The organism is Pseudarthrobacter scleromae, assembly GCF_014644515.1.
Lineage (GTDB): Bacteria > Actinomycetota > Actinomycetes > Actinomycetales > Micrococcaceae > Arthrobacter > Arthrobacter scleromae.
Map to the genome: position 1 here is coordinate 659,306 of NZ_BMKV01000002.1, position 14,099 is coordinate 673,404.

The following is a 14,099-nucleotide window of genomic DNA, read 5'->3' on the forward strand; positions in this document are numbered from 1 at the left end:
TGTCTGCATGACTACTGATGAGTCAGCGCCGCAACGGCCGTTGGTCTTTGCCCACCGCGGCTCCAGCGCCGCGTTCGCCGAACACACCCGGGCCGCCTACCTGCAGGCCCTGGCCGACGGCGCCGACGGCGTGGAGTGCGACGTCCACCTCACGCGTGACCAGCACGTTGTCCTCCTGCATGACGCCAACCTGGACCGGACCTCGGACGGAACGGGACCCGTTGCCGAGCGCACCCTCCGGGAACTGCGGCACCTGGATGTTTCGTCATGGAAGGGCGTCCGCATCCCGGAGGCGTACGGTGCCCGGTCAGAGCAGCTCCTGACGCTGCCGGAACTCCTGGACATCCTGCGTGGTGCCGGCCGGCCGGTGAAACTGGCGATCGAGCTCAAGCACCCCAGCCCGTACCAGCTCAAGCTGGAGGATCGGGTCCTTGAAGTGCTCCGCAGCGAGGGGTGGGACCCCAAAAGTTCTTCCGTGGACAACGTGGCGGTGACCTTCATGAGCTTCAGCCCGGACTCCGTCCGCCACCTGCTCAGCTCGGTTCCGCCGGAGTACATCTGCCAGTTGGTGGACGACGTGGACATCCGGGCGATCCGCGGCGGACTGGGGTTCGGGATGATCACCGGCGGCGCAATTGCCAACCTGATGAGGGCAACCCAGGCCGAAGGCGAGCGGATCCTGGACAACGGCGAGGTGGGCCTGGCCGGGCCCGGCATCGAGTACGTCCGCCGGCACCCCGCTGCCGTCCAGCGCTGGCTCGCCTCCGGCCGGCGCTTCCGGGTGTGGACGGTGGATTCGGAGCAGGACGTGGCGCTGTGTGCGGGACTGGGAATCCAGGAGGTGACCACCAACGTGCCGGCCCGGGTCCTGAACCAGCTGCAGGTTGCCTCGCCGCAGGGACGGTAGGGGCGCATCTCCGGGCGCCCCATCCACGGGTTCGCAACCCCTCGGCTATGGCCGCCCGCCGGTTCCCTATGGAAGCTCGGAGCTGGCCTGGGCCTGACGGTTACAGGAGCCCGCCGCGCCTGTGGTTGAGTGGAGCCATGCCTTTTCCCCGCTCCGGCCGGGCCGCCCAGACCCTCTCCGCTGCAGCCATGAGCGCGCTGCTCCTGGCCAGCGCCATGAAACACTTCCGCGACCCCGCCTTCTACCGCCAGGTGGTCCCGGGCTACCTCTGCCGTGACGATGAACCCGGCCGGGATGCCGCTCCCGCGCGTCCGCTTGCCCTCCTCTCCCGGGAGGAATGGATCGCCCTGAGCGGGCTGCTGGAACTGGCAGCCGCCGTCGGGATCCTTGTCCCCGGAACGCGGAAGGTGGCCGCCACGGGCACCGCAGTAATGTTCACCGTGTTCCTGGCCGGACACGTGGATGCGCTCCAGCGGGCGTACGGACCGCGGGGAACGCAGGCGCAGCGGAAGGTGCACACCGTCCGCCTTCCGCTGCAGGCGCCGCTCATTGCGTGGGCGTGGAGCCTGCGCCGGCCGGCCGGGGGAGCGCGTCCGTGACCCTGCTGGCCTCCCCTGCGGTGCGGATGGGGATCTCCATCAGCATTGCCACCGGCCTGTACGGCGTATCCTTCGGGGCGCTCTCAGTGACGTCCGGGCTCGACTTCTGGCAAACGATGGCACTAAGCCTGCTCCTGTTCAGCGGCGGCTCGCAGTTCGCGTTCATTGGCGTGGTGGCCGGCGGCGGGTCCGGCATCGCGGCCATGAGCGCCGCCACCCTGCTGGGCATGCGCAACGGGATCTACGGCATGCAGCTCAACGCCCTCCTGCACCCCACCGGCTGGCGGAAGTACGTTGCTGCCCAGCTCACCATCGACGAGTCCACGGCAACCAGCTCCGGCCAGACCGACCCCGCAGAGCAGCGCCGGGGGTTCTGGGCGGCGGGCATCGGCATCTACCTGCTGTGGAACCTGTTCACCGCCATCGGCGCGCTCGCCGGGAGCAACCTGGGCGACCCCAAGCAGTGGGGGCTGGACGGTGCGGCCGTGGCCGCGTTCCTGGGGCTGCTCTGGCCGCGGCTCAAGGGACGCGAGCCGGTGGCCATTGCCGCTGTATGTGCCGTGGCCACCGTCATCGCTGTGCCGTTCGTTCCCGCCGGCGTGCCAATCCTGGTGGCAGCCGTGGTGGCTGCGGTGATCGGCTGGTTCAGCCACGGGCGGCGCGACGAGGGCCTGGAGCCGGACGTGGACCCCTTCCGGGAACGCCACCACCACGGGGCGCACCGCGCAGGGGACACCGGTCCGGGGGCCGGCGAATGAGTCTCTGGATCTGGCTGCTGATTGCCTGTGCGCTGGCTTACGCGTGGAAGCTGGTGGGTTACTTCGTTCCGGCCCGGCTGCTCGAAGACCCGCGCATGTCGCGGGTGGCAGGCACCATGACCATCGGGCTGCTCGCCTCCCTGACTGTGGTGAACACGTTTGCCACAGGACAGTCGCTCGCTGCCGATGCCAGGCTGGGTGCGCTGGTGGCCGCCGCCATAGCCCTGGCGCTCCGTGCGCCGTTCCTGGTGGTGGTCCTCGCCGGCGCGGGAACGGCTGCGCTGCTGAGGATCCTTGGCTGGAACTGAGGGCGCGGCAGGGACAAGGACACGTCCCCTCCATGTGATGCCGATCACGTTCATTGTGCTTTCCCGGTTGTACTATGAAAGCGGCTATGCAGTCGGCCGTGGAATTTCGCACGAATGGTGACCATGGAAAATCAACTGCATGCAGCCGGGGAAAGATCTGGACGTCTCCACAAGAATTCGAGACGACGGGCGGGACTCCCTGCCAAACGCTTCTTCACCCGGTTTGCCCGCCTCGCTGATGTTCCGGAAGAGGACCTGGAGTTGCTTTCCCGGAGCCTTCGGACGTCGCTGGACCTGGATCCGGCATCCCACATTCCGGCACTGCAGGCCCTGGTTCACCAGGAACTTCGCAGCAGGGGCGAGGCCGGCGGCACGTAGCAAACCGCATCCCGGAACCGATATGTGGTGGACTGGCATCAGGGCCGCAAGTCCACTGCGGCGGCCACAAAGGAGGAGCCGAGATGAACGATCAGTCACGTCCGGAGCAGCAGGGGAAGCCGCGGCAAGGCTATCTTGACCCGAGGGGTTCGGAATCCACCCGGGAGATGCGGGATACAGCCCGGCGCCGCCGGGATGCCGAGGAAAAGCTGCAGCAGCACCTCAATGAAGCCAAAGACCACGTCCCCAATGAGCGCGACGACCAGCCTGGGCAGCCCGGGCACAATGAGCCCGACGGCGACGGCGACGGCGACGGCGACAGCGACAGCGACAGCGGGCAGGGCCCGTCCCGCTAGGGCTGGCCAACGGGGCTCTCGGCACATCCCGCTGGGGCCGGTGGCGGGCAGCCGCGGGCCTCAGGAAAGAAACAGCCGTAGGAAAAGGTTGGGCCGCCGGGGGAGGTTGCCAGCTTCTGCGGGAGGTGCAGCCTGCTGGCTAGGCTACGCCGTGGGCTGCGCCATCGGGCGAACCGGCCCGCCGGCAGCTTTCTTCGACGGCCATCTCGTACCACGCCTCCGCCCCGAATTCGGGTTCGGGAGTATCCAGGTTCTGGTACAGGGCGTCCAGGAGGTTTGCGAGTTCTTCCGCGGTCAGCGAGGGAAGGACTTCTTCGGGGCCGCGGGGATCGTTAAGGTAGCGGTTCAGTTTTGAACTGTTCATTGTGCCGCTGCCAGAATGCGCCGGAATTTCCGGAATTGCTTCATGGGTCACTCCATCCCAAAGTTGGGAGGCTGGCTGCGTAACCCCTCCTGAAGTGTATTGCACCTGCAGGACGCCCACAATGGTGCTGTCCGCGCACCAGGCCCGGCGGACGGCCGCGGCAGTCCGGAGCCGTGGCTGCGCCCCGTGCGGCGCGGTTCTACTGCATGCCTTAGCCCAGGTGGGGGCCGGTTCCGGGTGTGGACGGGACGGGCACGTGGGCCGGCAGGGGGCGGGTGGGCCGCGTGGTCCGGATGGCGTCCTCAACCAGGGCCAGCGGACGGCGCCAGGCGTCGGAACCGGGCTCCATGGTGTCCACCACTCCGATGAGCATGGCGAGCAACCGGAACATGTCCGTCATGGAAATGTCCGCCCGCAGGCTTCCCTGCCCCTGCCCGCGCACCAGCAGCACGCTGATGGATTCCATGAGTGAGCCGGTAATGCCGGTCAGGAGTTCGCGCCGCCCCGCGACGGCTCCCAGCAGGTTGGCGTCAGCGCTGGCCGCGTCCATGAGTGCTTCCAGGACCCGCAACAATCCGGCGGCCCCGTCGATGTCCGCCAGGGCGCCGTCCACCACGGGATCCACGGTGAGGCGGAGCTGCCGGTTAAGGGCGGCCAGTACCAGCTCTTCCTTGTCCGCAAAATTGCGGAAGAGGGTGGCCGGGCCAACCCCTGCGGTCGCCGCGATGGTCTGCAGCGGTACCTCAGGCCCAAATTCGCGGAAGCATTGCCGGGCCGCCGTGATGATCTTGTCCACATTCCGCGCTGCGTCGGCACGGAGGGGCTTACGGGCGACTGCGAGGCTCATGCGAAAAGGTTAGCAACGGAGCTTTCAGCGAACACCGTTACTGCGCGGTAGGGGGTTATATGACGCTCGCGGGCGCCATCCTGCCCTGTCGCCGCTCGCAAGGCGTGGCACACTGGCCTCATGTTGCTTGCGTTTTCTGTCGCCCCGTCCGGCGCCCCCAGCGAAGGTTCCCGGCCCACTGACGCGTCAGTGCACGACGCCGTTGCCGCCGCCGTCAAAATCGTCCGGGAGTCGGGCCTGCCCAACACAACGGACTCGATGTTCACCACCATCGAAGGTGAATGGGACGAGGTCTTCGACGTCGTCAAGCGGGCAACGGAGGCAGTGGGACGGTACGGCAGCCGCGTCTCCCTGGTGATCAAGGCTGATATCCGGCCGGGTTACACAGGGGAACTGACCGCAAAAGTGGACCGCCTGGAAGAAGCGCTCGCAGACGGTTCCTGACCCGCGCAGCCTCCGGCCCGCCGTCGGCCTTTCGCCGGCCCCAGGTTGTCCGCCGGCACCCGCCTTCGGCCGGCACCCAACTTCTCTGGATTCCAACGCCACCCCGTGCCAAACTGTGGCAATGTTTGAGCACCATCCCCGTCCGGAGTGGATTGCGGCGGAAGAGTTCCTGTCAGAAGTCGTGGTCCATCCGGATCCTGCGCTGCAGCAGGCCATCAGTTCCGCCGCCGAGGCAGGGATGCCGGCCATCGAAGTGGCTCCCAACGCAGGCAAGCTCCTCAAGCTTCTGGTCCAGCTGTCCAGGGCCCGGCGCGTGCTCGAAATTGGCACGCTCGCCGGCTTCAGCACCATTTGGATGGGCCGGGGCCTCCCTTCTGACGGGACCCTGGTCACCTGCGAATTCCTGCCCAAACACGCGGAAGTCGCGTGGGCCAACATTGATGCCGCCGGCCTGGGCGAAAAGGTGGAGATCCGGCTGGGGCCCGCGCTGGAGACCCTGGCGGCACTTGAGGAGGAAGGCCGGGAGCCCTTCGACTTCATCTTTATTGACGCGGACAAGGAGAACAACAGCCGCTACCTGGACTGGGCCGTACGGCTGGGAAGGCCGGGGGCCACAGTGGTCCTGGACAACGCCGTTTGGGAGGGTGCAATCCTGGACCCCGGAATGGACCCGGTCAACGCGCCGGGAATCATTGAGGCACTCAGGCTCCTGGGCGAGCACCCGCGGCTGGACGCCACCGTCATCCAGACCGTTGGCTCCAAAGGCTGGGACGGCTTTGCGCTTGCACGCATCCGGTAGCACCCGTGCCGGGGGAATCTTCCTGCCCGTCAAACTGCTAAGTGTGCTTAGAATCAAAGTCCGGCTGGCGATCAGCCGGACCAACAGCAGCAGTGGAGGAAACTGATGAAAGCGTCACCCACCCTTGCCGGCAATCTTCAGACGGTGCTTACGGACCTCATTGAGCTGCACCTGCAGGGAAAGCAGGCGCACTGGAACCTCGTGGGCACAAACTTCCGCGACCTGCACCTGCAGCTCGACGAGATCATCGCTGCCGCCCGGCTCTTCGCGGACCAGGCCGCGGAGAGGATGCGCGCGCTCCACGCCCTTCCGGACGGCCGCAGCGGCACCGTGTCCGCCGGCACCCGGCTGGACGGGTTTCCCGAAGGCCTGACCTCCACGAAGCAGACCGTCAAACTCATCACCGCCCGGCTGGAGCGGACAGTCCAGACCATGCGGGATGTCCACGATGAGGTGGATGAGGAAGACCCCACCAGCGCCGACCTGCTCCACGCCGCCATCGAGCGGCTGGAACAGCTGGCCTGGATGGTCAATGCCGAAACCATGGCACCCACGGCCTCCGTTACCGAGCCGGCCGGCACGTAGGCGCCGCCATCACGATGCAGGAACTCTCCAAAGAACACAGCGCACCATCCGCCGGGGACGCGGTGCCCGGCACCAATGCAGCGGTCCGGCTCTCCGCCGGCGGGGAAGGCCCGGACGGCCTGGATCCTTTGTTCCAGGCCGTCTCCGCCAGCGCCGGCAACGTGCCGGCTTTGCTCGGCCTGGCGCAGGAAGCCGGAAAGGAGTGGCCGCGGCCCGGTGAAGGGAACACCGGGCTTCTCTGGGAGCGCCTGGCCACCGTTGCCGCCCTCGACGTTGCCGCTGCCCGGGTTTTCGAACCGCACCTGGATGCCTTGGCGATCCTGGCCCAGGCAGGGCATGATCCCTCCCGTGCCAGCGGCGCCTGGGGTGTTTTTGCCGCGGAAGGACCAGGAATGCGGCTCGCTGCCGAAAGCAACGGTTCCGGGGTGCTGTTGAGCGGCGCCAAGCCGTGGTGTTCCCTCGCCCAGGTGCTTGACCACGCGGTGGTCACTGCCCACACGGATGACGGCGGCCGTGCAGCTTTCGCAGTTGACCTGCGCCACGCCGGCGTGACCTGCGAGGAACCGGAGTGGGTGGCCAGGGGGCTGCAGGAAATCCCCAGCGGGACCGTTCGGTTCGACCGGGTCCCCGCTCAGCCGTTGCAGGGAAACAATTGGTATTTCAGCCGGCCTGGCTTCGCCTGGGGCGGCATGGGGGTGGCCGCGTGCTGGCTCGGGGGAGCCGTAGGCATCGCCCGGGACTACCGGGATTCCCTCCGGGCCGGACGTCTTTCCGGCCGGGAGCCGGACCAGGTTGCGCTGGCCTCGCTGGGGGAGCTGGACCGCACCCTGACCTCCGCCCTGCAATACCTTGCAGGAACCGCGGAAGGCATCGACCAGCGGGGACAGGTGTCCGCTGAACAGGTGCCCGCTGACCAGGGGTCTTCTCTACAGCGGAACGCCGGGCGGATTACGCCGTGGAGCGATGCGCTGCGTGTGCGCGGAACCTGCGCCGCCGCCGTCGAACGCGTTTTGACTGTAGTGGGCAGCAACCGGGGTCCGGGACCGCTGGCCTTCGACCGGACGTATGCCAAGCGGATGGCTGACCTTGCACTGTACGTCCGCCAGCACCACGGCATGCGTGACGACGCCCAACTGGGCTCCCTGACCCTGAAAGGTGACGCGCCTTGGTGACCTTCCTGCACACGGACGAGGGGACTGACGAGTCGGCCTGGTCCGCCGGGGGCCTTCCGGTCATTCCTGAGCTCCCGCTCGGTCCGGAGGAGCTTGCCGCCATGCGGTTCCTGGTCCTTGCCGCCCACCCGGACGACGAGACGCTCGGAGCGGGCGGCCTAATGGCGCGGCTGCACGCCCTCGGTGCCGAGGTGCGGGTGTTGTTGTGCACTGCGGGGGAGGCCTCGCATCCCGGGTCGGAAACAGTCTCCCGGGAAGAACTGACTGCCAGGCGCCTGGCGGAGTTCGCCGCGGCCCTGGACCGCATGGGGCTGAAAGACCGCTGGCGGTACCTCGGCCTGCCGGACAGCGGCCTGGCGGAGCGCACTGCCGGCATAACCCGTTCGGTCAGCGAAGCCGCCGCAGCGCTGGCCGGTCCTGCCGGCCGGGTAGCTATTCTTGCGCCATACCGCGCCGACGGGCATACGGACCACGATGCCCTCGGCACTGTAGCCGCTGCCGTTGCCGCCGACAATGGTTACGCACTGCTGGAATACCCCATCTGGTACTGGCACTGGGCCACCCCCGCGCACCCCGAATGGCAATCGTGGGTGAGGATGCCGCTGGAGCCTGGAGAGCAGTCCGTCAAGGAGCGGGCCATGCAGGAGCATGCCAGCCAGACCAGGCCGCTTTCTCCGCATCCCGGTGACGAGGTCCTCCTGAGCGAGTCCTTCCTGCGGCACTTCTCCCGCCCCTTTGAAACCTTCGCATGGACTGCTCCGCAGGAGTTCATTCCCGGAAAACCAGGTGGCCCCGGAACCATGCCGCGCACCAGCAGGGAAGCACAGGGCATCTTTGACGGCATCCACAGCCGGGAGCCGGACCCCTGGAAGTACACCACCAGCTGGTACGAACGGCGGAAGCGTGCCCTGACGCTCGCGGCGCTGCCTTCCGAACACTATTCCGCGGCGCTGGAGATCGGTTGTTCCATTGGCACGCTGACGGCCGATCTTGCCCCGCGGTGCACCAGCCTGCTGGCCGTGGATGCCAGTGGTGCAGCGTTGGCGCAGGCAGCGCAACGCCTGGCCCCATTCCCGGGCGTCACCGCCATGCAGCTGACGCTGCCCGCCGAGTGGCCTGCCGGGAGCTACGACCTGGTGGTGGTGTCCGAGGTGGGGTACTACCTCGCCGCCGGTGAGCTCGATGACCTGGTTGAAAAAACCAGGGACTCGATCCTCCCGGGCGGCACCCTGCTGCTGTGCCACTGGCGCCACCCCATTTCCGGCTGGGAGCTGGATGGCGAAGCAGTCCACACCCGCGTCCGTGACGGGTTGAAATGGCCCACCGCCGGCCTGTACCGGGAGCGGGACTTCCTGCTTGAGACCCTGATTGCGCCCATGGCGGCGGTGCCTGCGCCTTGACTCCCGTTGACAGGGTGGCCGTGGTGATTCCGGTCCACAATGAGGAGGAACACCTGGGCCGCGCCCTCGCCGGCGTGGAGGCCGCGGCATCGACGCTCCGGCAGGTCCAGCCGGGAATCGATGTCAGGGTTCTCGTGGTCCTTGACTCCTGCACGGACGGTTCTGCGGCCATCGCCTCCGCGTACACCGCCCGGAACGCCTGCTTCTCTGTCCTTGAGGTCGCCTTTCGAAGCGTGGGAAGGAGCAGGCGGGCGGGAAACTGGCAGGCCCTGGGTGCTGGGGCAGATGCAGGCCCTGGCGCCGAGGCCGGGTTGTGGCTGGCGAACACCGACGCCGACTCGGTGGTTCCGGACAACTGGCTCGTTGGGCAGCTTGAATTGGCTGCGGCGGGAGCCGATGCAGTGCTCGGGTCTGTTGAGGTGGACCCTGCAGGGATGGCACCCGAACTGCTCAGCCGCTGGCAGTCGATGCACTCCTTCGGGGAAGACCACCCGCATGTTTTCGGGGCAAACCTCGGCGTCCGCGGTTCGGCGTACCTTGTGGCGGGCGGGTTCCCGCGGCACCTCTCGCATGAGGACAGGGTGCTGGCAGGGCGGCTGCGGGAACACGGGTTCGATGTCAGGGCCACGGATACAATCCGCGTGCGGACGTCCGGCCGCACGCAGGCCCGCGCGCCGAAGGGCTTTGGGGCCTATTTGCGCACGCTCGGCATGGAGATCGCATTGGCGCCGGAAGCATAAGGGCAGTCCCACGGCGGCGTGGTATGCGCGATGACTTAACGGGAAAGGGGCTGCTGCGGTTGCGCAGCAGCCCCTTTCGGCAGGACTAGTCTTTCCGGAAAGCGTCCTTGACCTTCTCGCCGGCCTGCTTCAGGTCAGCCTTGGCCTGGTCCATTTGGCCTTCGGCCCGGAGGCTTTCGTCATCAGTTGCCTTGCCGGCGGCTTCTTTGGCCCTGCCGGCCATCTTCTCGGCGGCGTTGTCGATCTTGTCGTCCAAACCCATGGCATTTCTCCCTTCGGCTGGTGACCTGCGGCGATACGCAGGTCATGCTCCCATGCTAGCCAGCCAAGGGTTGCTTCAACAGATGGCTGGCTGCAGCAGAGGAGCTGTGGCCGGAGGGAAAAACCGGTGTGTCAGACGAGGTCGGGGGCGCTTGCGACGATGTAATCCGCGGCGGCAGGGCCGGTCATGGACAGGTTGTTATTGTCCGGGTTGATACCGTGTTCTTCCAGCGCCACCCACAGTGCTTCCGGCGGCTGAAGCTGGGCTTTGTGGAGGAGGCACCAGCTGGTGTAGAGGCCGTATAGCTCATCGCGTCCGAGGCCCAGCCCCGGCTCCCTGTCCGCGACGACTGCTTCGGCAAGAAAATCTTCAAAATGTGTAGCAGGCATGTTCGCTCATTCGGGCTCGACCTTGATGCCGCCGTATCTGCTTCAGCGGCCCTGCCAGCCCCGGAGGGGCTCAACAGAGTAATCATGAAGGTATGGCAGGGCGGCTCGCTTTGTCCAGTTAGGCTTCCCAGCCTGGACAGGCAATGCCAGCCGGCGGGAAACCCTGCCGGCGGGGACGCTACAGCGGTTGATTGGGCCCGTGGGTGCAGCTGGACCGAACGGATCGAGGGGGCCGACGGCGACTGGGGGGACTGGCCTCGGTCTCAGAAGAGGCCATCTCACCGCCGGCCCCGCCTGCTCCCGGGTCCCTTGTTAAGACCCGGGAAAACTAAACAGGACCTTCAAGACAATTTTCTCCCATCTTGAAGGTCCTGCCTAGTCCCCGCGGAATGCCCTACCGGGCGTCGTTGCCGCCCCGGTCTTCGTTCCCGCCAAGGGCGCGGTCGCGCACCTTGTCCCGGACCCGGTCCCGGTGCGGTTCCCGGGGCTCGTCGGAGTCCCGGCCCCCGTCCTGGTCCCGGCCTTCGTCCGGGGACTCATCCCGGCCGTTCTCCGCGCTGTACTTCTCACGGATTTCCCGCCCGTGCCGGATGTCCTCTTCCTCCTGCTTCTGCAGCTTTTCGCTCTTCTTCGTGTCCCTTGGCGGCAGCTGGATGGTTTCCTCTGCCTTGATGCCTGCCTGGAGCTGCCGGCCGCGCTCCATCTCGGCGTCGAACTCTGCACCGAAGAGCAGCGACATGTTGAGGATCCAGAGCCACAGCAGCATCACGATCACGCCGCCCAGGGCGCCGTAGGTCTTGTTGTAGTTGCCGAAGTTGCCTACGTAGAAACCGAAACCCAGCGATGCAAGCAGGAAAATGAAGAGCGCGATGCCGGAGCCCAGGCTCATCCACTTGAATTTGGGCTGCTTGACGTTGGGGGTGGCGTAGTAGAGGACGGCGATGATCACAATGATCAGTCCCACCATCACAGGCCATTTGGCGATGTCCCAGATAGCAAGGAAGACGCCGCTGAGGCCGATCAGGCCGCCCACCGCTTCTGCTACCGGGCCGCTCAGGACCAGCATGCCGGCCAGGATAGCCACGATGACGACGGCAAGGAGGGTGACCACCAGCATGGTTCCGCGCAGCTTGACAAAGGGCCTGCCCTCATCCACCTCGTAGACCCGGTTCATGGCACGGCCGAACGCGCCGACATACCCTGAGGCGGACCATAGGGCCGTGGCAAGGCCAAGGACAAGGGTCAGTCCTGCGGCCGGTGCGCTGGCCAATTCTTCGACAGTTCCGCTGACGGTGTTGACCGTCTCGGCAGGGGCAAAACCGCTCACGATCTGCAGGAGGGCACTGGTGGTTTTCTGGGGGTCGCCGAATAGCCCGATCACTGAGATGAGTGCCAGGATGGCCGGGAACAGTGACAGCACCGCGAAGTAGGTCAGGGCTGCGGCCTGGTCAGGGCACTGGTCCTTGCTGAATTCCCGAAAGGTCTTCTTGGCGATGTATTTCCAGTTCGGCTTGACGAGGTCTTTCGGACTCTCCGGCTTCCGGGAATCATCGGGTGCCGGGGCCTGGCCTGCTTTGGCGGTGCTGCTCTCGGATGCGTCATGAGTGGCCATGGGGTGTCCTCTCGATAAGGGGCGAAAAACGGACAGGCCAGCTCCGCGGTTGGCGGGGCCGGCCTGTCAGGTAGTGCTGGGTGCCTTGCGTGTGCCGCGGTGTACTGGATGCCGCTTAGGTGTTTTTGACGTTGCCTGCGGCGTCGGTGGTGCGGTCTCTGACGTCGGTGGCGGCGTGTTGGCCTTCGGCTTTGACGTTTTGGGCGGCGTCGGTGGCGGTGGCCTTGACGTTTTCCATGGCTTCCTGGGCGGGTTCCTTGAGGTCCTGGACCATGTCCTTGGCGGCGTCGGTGACCTGGGTGGCCAGGGGCTGGGCGGCGGTTTTGAGCTGGTCCGCGGCCTCGCGTTCCTTTTGGCTGGCCGGGATCAGTGAGGAGATCAGCATGCCGGCGCCGAACGCGATCAGGCCTGCGGCCAGGGGGTTGCCCTGGGTTTTGGCTTTGACATGGTCCGGTGCGTTGGAGATCGCGGTTCCGGCGTCGCCGAGTTTGGCTGCGGCGGTGTCTTTGGCCCCGTGCAGGGTGTCCCCGGTGGAGTGCAGGGCGTTGCCGGTGTGCCCGGCGCCGGTGTGCATGGTGTCCTGGACACGGGTGGTGGTGTGGTCTGCTGCGCCCATGATTTTCTCCTTGACCCCGCTCACGGCGTCTTTTACCTTGTCGGTTTGGCGGTTCACGATGTTGGACGGGGTGACCTTATCGGCCACGGCGTCAACGTTGGTGCCCAGGCGTGCGCGGGTGGCTTCTATGTCTGAACGGATTGCGTCCGGGTTATCGCTCATCGGTTTACCTCACCTGGTTTTAGGGTTGGGGGTATTTCGGACAGGGTTTCCCCGGTCTGGGGCAGGCCTTTGACCTGTTTGAGTTCCTTGCGGCCGATCGAGGCCAGGACCGCGGCGATGATGCCCCAGACCACGGCGACGATCAGGGCGGCCCAGCCCAGCGGCATCAGGGCGCCCAGGGCGAACATCAGGCCCAGGGACAGGAAGACCAGGACGAAGTGTCCTGCCACCCCTGCCCCGGCGAGCATGCCCGAGCCCTTGCCGGCCTTCGTGGCTGACTGCTTCAGTTCGGCCTTGGCCAGCTCGACTTCCTGGCGCATCAGCGTGGACAGGTCACGGGTCACGTCCCCGAGCAGCTCACCCAGCGAGGCGTTATCCGCCTTCTGGTGCGCCGCACTCGGAGCAGGCTCCGGAATCGAGCTACTCATCACAGCCCGCCAGACTGGCCATCCCTGGAACGGTCCCGGGTGAGGGGATCGCCTGCCATGGGATCGTCGGCAAGGTCGCGGTCGCCCAGCGGATCATCGGCAATCCGGTTGCCGGACCACGGTTCTTCGACCAGCTGCGGGCTGTCCAAGGGACTGGCGGGTCGCGTGGGGTCGGAGTAGCTGCTGCCTGGCGCGCCGCCGTCGTATCCTGCCGTTGTGGTGGCCGGGCCGGGAAGTTGCACCGGAGGGGGCGGTACGGTGCCGCCCGCGGGCACATAGGACTCGGTGTACCGGTCACCGTACGGCGTGCCGGAGTAGAGCCCCGCCGTGCCAGTGGTGCCGCTGGTGGGCGAAGACTCCGGTGCCCCGGCTGTCAGGCCGCGGGTGAGCCGGCCGGCCAGGACGCCCGCACCCGCTGCAAGCAGCAGGAAAGTTCCGGGGTTGTTGCGGGCGAACCGCTGGACCTCGCCGAGAATGTCGCCCGGCTGCTTGTTCTCCAGCCAGGACGCCATGGAAGAGGTGCGCTCCGCAGCCTGCCGGACCAGGTCGCTGGCCATGCCCTGCTGGTTCGGAGCGGTGGCCATGCTGTGCAGCTGGCTGGAGATATTGCGCATGCCTTCTGCGGCCTTCTGCTGCTGGGTCCCAGCCTGGCTTGTCAGGCCCGACTTCGCCTGGTGCAGAAGATCCTGCGCGCTGTGCTTCGCCTCGGACGCAACGTGCGCGGCTTCTTCCTTGGCGGTCTGGGCAACGTTCTGGGCCGAGCCCTTCGCCGTGCGGGCGACGTCAGCCGCTTCTTCCTTGGCCGCATCCTTGCGGGAGGTCCCCGTGCTGTCGCCGGCCTGGCCTGCACCGTACTGGGGAGTGGCGGCTGACGGGAAAGTGGCGGCGGACCGCTCACCCGGAATTCCTGTAGAGGCCGGTGGAGCCGTGGTAGCGGGATCCTCGGGCCATTGGTTCTCTGTCATCTTCGCTC

At 66.8% G+C, this 14,099-nt stretch carries 20 protein-coding genes; 12 read left to right on the top strand and 8 right to left on the bottom strand.

Going from position 1 to position 14,099, the window contains the following annotated elements; all coding sequences use genetic code 11:
- Positions 1-7: 7 nt before the first annotated feature.
- From IEX33_RS07880 to IEX33_RS07905, 6 genes are all read left to right on the top strand, one after another.
- On the top strand, positions 8-907 hold the full coding sequence (locus tag IEX33_RS07880; RefSeq protein WP_188729106.1) for a glycerophosphodiester phosphodiesterase: 900 nt from the start codon (positions 8-10) through the stop codon (positions 905-907).
- 137 nt (positions 908-1,044) lie between these two features.
- The gene (locus IEX33_RS07885; protein ID WP_188729107.1) at positions 1,045-1,506 is read left to right on the top strand and encodes a DoxX family protein; all 462 of its coding nucleotides are present in this window, start codon (positions 1,045-1,047) and stop codon (positions 1,504-1,506) included.
- A gap of 26 nt (positions 1,507-1,532) precedes the next feature.
- Complete coding sequence (locus tag IEX33_RS07890) at positions 1,533-2,264, top strand: AzlC family ABC transporter permease (RefSeq protein WP_377090235.1); 732 nt, start codon at positions 1,533-1,535, stop codon at positions 2,262-2,264.
- Positions 2,261-2,572, top strand: coding sequence for an AzlD domain-containing protein (locus tag IEX33_RS07895; RefSeq protein ID WP_104185558.1), 312 nt, complete (start codon positions 2,261-2,263; stop codon positions 2,570-2,572). The genes IEX33_RS07890 and IEX33_RS07895 overlap by 4 nt, the downstream gene beginning before the upstream one ends.
- A 123-nt stretch (positions 2,573-2,695) precedes the next feature.
- Positions 2,696-2,950: a hypothetical protein gene (locus IEX33_RS07900; protein ID WP_188729111.1), complete on the top strand. Its 255-nt coding sequence runs from the start codon at positions 2,696-2,698 to the stop codon at positions 2,948-2,950.
- A gap of 83 nt (positions 2,951-3,033) precedes the next feature.
- Positions 3,034-3,306 (top strand): hypothetical protein, encoded by a 273-nt coding sequence (locus tag IEX33_RS07905; RefSeq protein ID WP_229675283.1) that lies wholly within the window; start codon positions 3,034-3,036, stop codon positions 3,304-3,306.
- A 139-nt stretch (positions 3,307-3,445) separates the two neighbouring features.
- Here IEX33_RS07905 and IEX33_RS07910 read toward each other — a convergent pair whose 3' ends face one another.
- Both IEX33_RS07910 and IEX33_RS07915 read right to left on the bottom strand, forming a co-directional pair.
- On the bottom strand, positions 3,446-3,670 hold the full coding sequence (locus tag IEX33_RS07910; protein ID WP_188729113.1) for a hypothetical protein: 225 nt from the start codon (positions 3,668-3,670) through the stop codon (positions 3,446-3,448).
- A 211-nt stretch (positions 3,671-3,881) separates the two neighbouring features.
- Positions 3,882-4,517 carry a TetR/AcrR family transcriptional regulator gene (locus tag IEX33_RS07915; RefSeq protein WP_188729114.1) on the bottom strand — a complete coding sequence of 212 codons (636 nt, stop codon included), beginning with the start codon at positions 4,515-4,517 and terminating at the stop codon, positions 3,882-3,884.
- 120 nt (positions 4,518-4,637) lie between these two features.
- Here IEX33_RS07915 and IEX33_RS07920 point away from each other — a divergent pair, with 120 nt between their 5' ends.
- From IEX33_RS07920 to IEX33_RS07945, 6 genes are all read left to right on the top strand, one after another.
- On the top strand, positions 4,638-4,961 hold the full coding sequence (locus tag IEX33_RS07920) for a thiamine-binding protein (protein ID WP_174182222.1): 324 nt from the start codon (positions 4,638-4,640) through the stop codon (positions 4,959-4,961).
- A gap of 121 nt (positions 4,962-5,082) precedes the next feature.
- Positions 5,083-5,760, top strand: a complete 678-nt coding sequence (locus IEX33_RS07925) for an O-methyltransferase (RefSeq protein WP_188729116.1) — start codon at positions 5,083-5,085, stop codon at positions 5,758-5,760.
- Between the two features lie 105 nt (positions 5,761-5,865).
- Positions 5,866-6,345, top strand: coding sequence for a Dps family protein (locus IEX33_RS07930; RefSeq protein WP_188729118.1), 480 nt, complete (start codon positions 5,866-5,868; stop codon positions 6,343-6,345).
- Positions 6,346-6,359: 14 nt separating this feature from the next.
- Positions 6,360-7,517 (top strand): acyl-CoA dehydrogenase family protein, encoded by a 1,158-nt coding sequence (locus IEX33_RS07935; RefSeq protein WP_229675284.1) that lies wholly within the window; start codon positions 6,360-6,362, stop codon positions 7,515-7,517.
- On the top strand, positions 7,511-8,917 hold the full coding sequence (locus IEX33_RS07940) for a bifunctional PIG-L family deacetylase/class I SAM-dependent methyltransferase (RefSeq protein ID WP_188729122.1): 1,407 nt from the start codon (positions 7,511-7,513) through the stop codon (positions 8,915-8,917). The genes IEX33_RS07935 and IEX33_RS07940 overlap by 7 nt, the downstream gene beginning before the upstream one ends.
- Complete coding sequence (locus IEX33_RS07945) at positions 8,914-9,657, top strand: glycosyltransferase (RefSeq protein WP_229675285.1); 744 nt, start codon at positions 8,914-8,916, stop codon at positions 9,655-9,657. Before IEX33_RS07940 ends, IEX33_RS07945 begins: the two co-directional genes overlap by 4 nt.
- An 85-nt stretch (positions 9,658-9,742) precedes the next feature.
- Here the strand turns inward: IEX33_RS07945 and IEX33_RS07950 are convergent, their stop codons facing one another.
- The 6 genes from IEX33_RS07950 to IEX33_RS07975 form a co-directional block, all read right to left on the bottom strand.
- Positions 9,743-9,919 (bottom strand): CsbD family protein, encoded by a 177-nt coding sequence (locus IEX33_RS07950; RefSeq protein ID WP_174182211.1) that lies wholly within the window; start codon positions 9,917-9,919, stop codon positions 9,743-9,745.
- Positions 9,920-10,050: 131 nt separating this feature from the next.
- Positions 10,051-10,308 (bottom strand): hypothetical protein, encoded by a 258-nt coding sequence (locus IEX33_RS07955; RefSeq protein WP_188729123.1) that lies wholly within the window; start codon positions 10,306-10,308, stop codon positions 10,051-10,053.
- 394 nt (positions 10,309-10,702) lie between these two features.
- Positions 10,703-11,920, bottom strand: a complete 1,218-nt coding sequence (locus tag IEX33_RS07960; RefSeq protein ID WP_188729126.1) for a YhjD/YihY/BrkB family envelope integrity protein — start codon at positions 11,918-11,920, stop codon at positions 10,703-10,705.
- Between the two features lie 115 nt (positions 11,921-12,035).
- Positions 12,036-12,698, bottom strand: a complete 663-nt coding sequence (locus IEX33_RS07965) for a DUF3618 domain-containing protein (protein WP_188729128.1) — start codon at positions 12,696-12,698, stop codon at positions 12,036-12,038.
- Positions 12,695-13,126, bottom strand: coding sequence for a phage holin family protein (locus tag IEX33_RS07970; protein WP_188728498.1), 432 nt, complete (start codon positions 13,124-13,126; stop codon positions 12,695-12,697). The genes IEX33_RS07965 and IEX33_RS07970 overlap by 4 nt, the downstream gene beginning before the upstream one ends.
- Positions 13,126-14,091, bottom strand: coding sequence for a hypothetical protein (locus IEX33_RS07975; protein WP_188729130.1), 966 nt, complete (start codon positions 14,089-14,091; stop codon positions 13,126-13,128). The genes IEX33_RS07970 and IEX33_RS07975 overlap by 1 nt, the downstream gene beginning before the upstream one ends.
- Between the last annotated feature and the right edge of the window lie 8 nt (positions 14,092-14,099).

Excerpts from the sequence above, each read along its gene's own strand:
- IEX33_RS07905 (WP_229675283.1), top strand. The coding sequence starts at position 3,034 with ATGAACGATCAGTCACGTCCGGAGCAGCAGGGGAAGCCGCGGCAAGGC.
- IEX33_RS07880 (WP_188729106.1), top strand. The coding sequence starts at position 8 with ATGACTACTGATGAGTCAGCGCCGCAACGGCCGTTGGTCTTTGCCCAC.
- IEX33_RS07915 (WP_188729114.1), bottom strand. The coding sequence starts at position 4,517 with ATGAGCCTCGCAGTCGCCCGTAAGCCCCTCCGTGCCGACGCAGCGCGG.
- IEX33_RS07955 (WP_188729123.1), bottom strand. The coding sequence starts at position 10,308 with ATGCCTGCTACACATTTTGAAGATTTTCTTGCCGAAGCAGTCGTCGCG.
- IEX33_RS07885 (WP_188729107.1), top strand. The coding sequence starts at position 1,045 with ATGCCTTTTCCCCGCTCCGGCCGGGCCGCCCAGACCCTCTCCGCTGCA.
- IEX33_RS07950 (WP_174182211.1), bottom strand. The coding sequence starts at position 9,919 with ATGGGTTTGGACGACAAGATCGACAACGCCGCCGAGAAGATGGCCGGC.
- IEX33_RS07890 (WP_377090235.1), top strand. The coding sequence starts at position 1,533 with ATGGGGATCTCCATCAGCATTGCCACCGGCCTGTACGGCGTATCCTTC.
- IEX33_RS07935 (WP_229675284.1), top strand. The coding sequence starts at position 6,360 with ATGCAGGAACTCTCCAAAGAACACAGCGCACCATCCGCCGGGGACGCG.
- IEX33_RS07895 (WP_104185558.1), top strand. The coding sequence starts at position 2,261 with ATGAGTCTCTGGATCTGGCTGCTGATTGCCTGTGCGCTGGCTTACGCG.
- IEX33_RS07910 (WP_188729113.1), bottom strand. The coding sequence starts at position 3,670 with ATGAACAGTTCAAAACTGAACCGCTACCTTAACGATCCCCGCGGCCCC.
- IEX33_RS07960 (WP_188729126.1), bottom strand. The coding sequence starts at position 11,920 with ATGGCCACTCATGACGCATCCGAGAGCAGCACCGCCAAAGCAGGCCAG.
- IEX33_RS07900 (WP_188729111.1), top strand. The coding sequence starts at position 2,696 with ATGGAAAATCAACTGCATGCAGCCGGGGAAAGATCTGGACGTCTCCAC.
- IEX33_RS07965 (WP_188729128.1), bottom strand. The coding sequence starts at position 12,698 with ATGAGCGATAACCCGGACGCAATCCGTTCAGACATAGAAGCCACCCGC.
- IEX33_RS07930 (WP_188729118.1), top strand. The coding sequence starts at position 5,866 with ATGAAAGCGTCACCCACCCTTGCCGGCAATCTTCAGACGGTGCTTACG.
- IEX33_RS07975 (WP_188729130.1), bottom strand. The coding sequence starts at position 14,091 with ATGACAGAGAACCAATGGCCCGAGGATCCCGCTACCACGGCTCCACCG.
- IEX33_RS07925 (WP_188729116.1), top strand. The coding sequence starts at position 5,083 with ATGTTTGAGCACCATCCCCGTCCGGAGTGGATTGCGGCGGAAGAGTTC.
- IEX33_RS07970 (WP_188728498.1), bottom strand. The coding sequence starts at position 13,126 with ATGAGTAGCTCGATTCCGGAGCCTGCTCCGAGTGCGGCGCACCAGAAG.
- IEX33_RS07920 (WP_174182222.1), top strand. The coding sequence starts at position 4,638 with ATGTTGCTTGCGTTTTCTGTCGCCCCGTCCGGCGCCCCCAGCGAAGGT.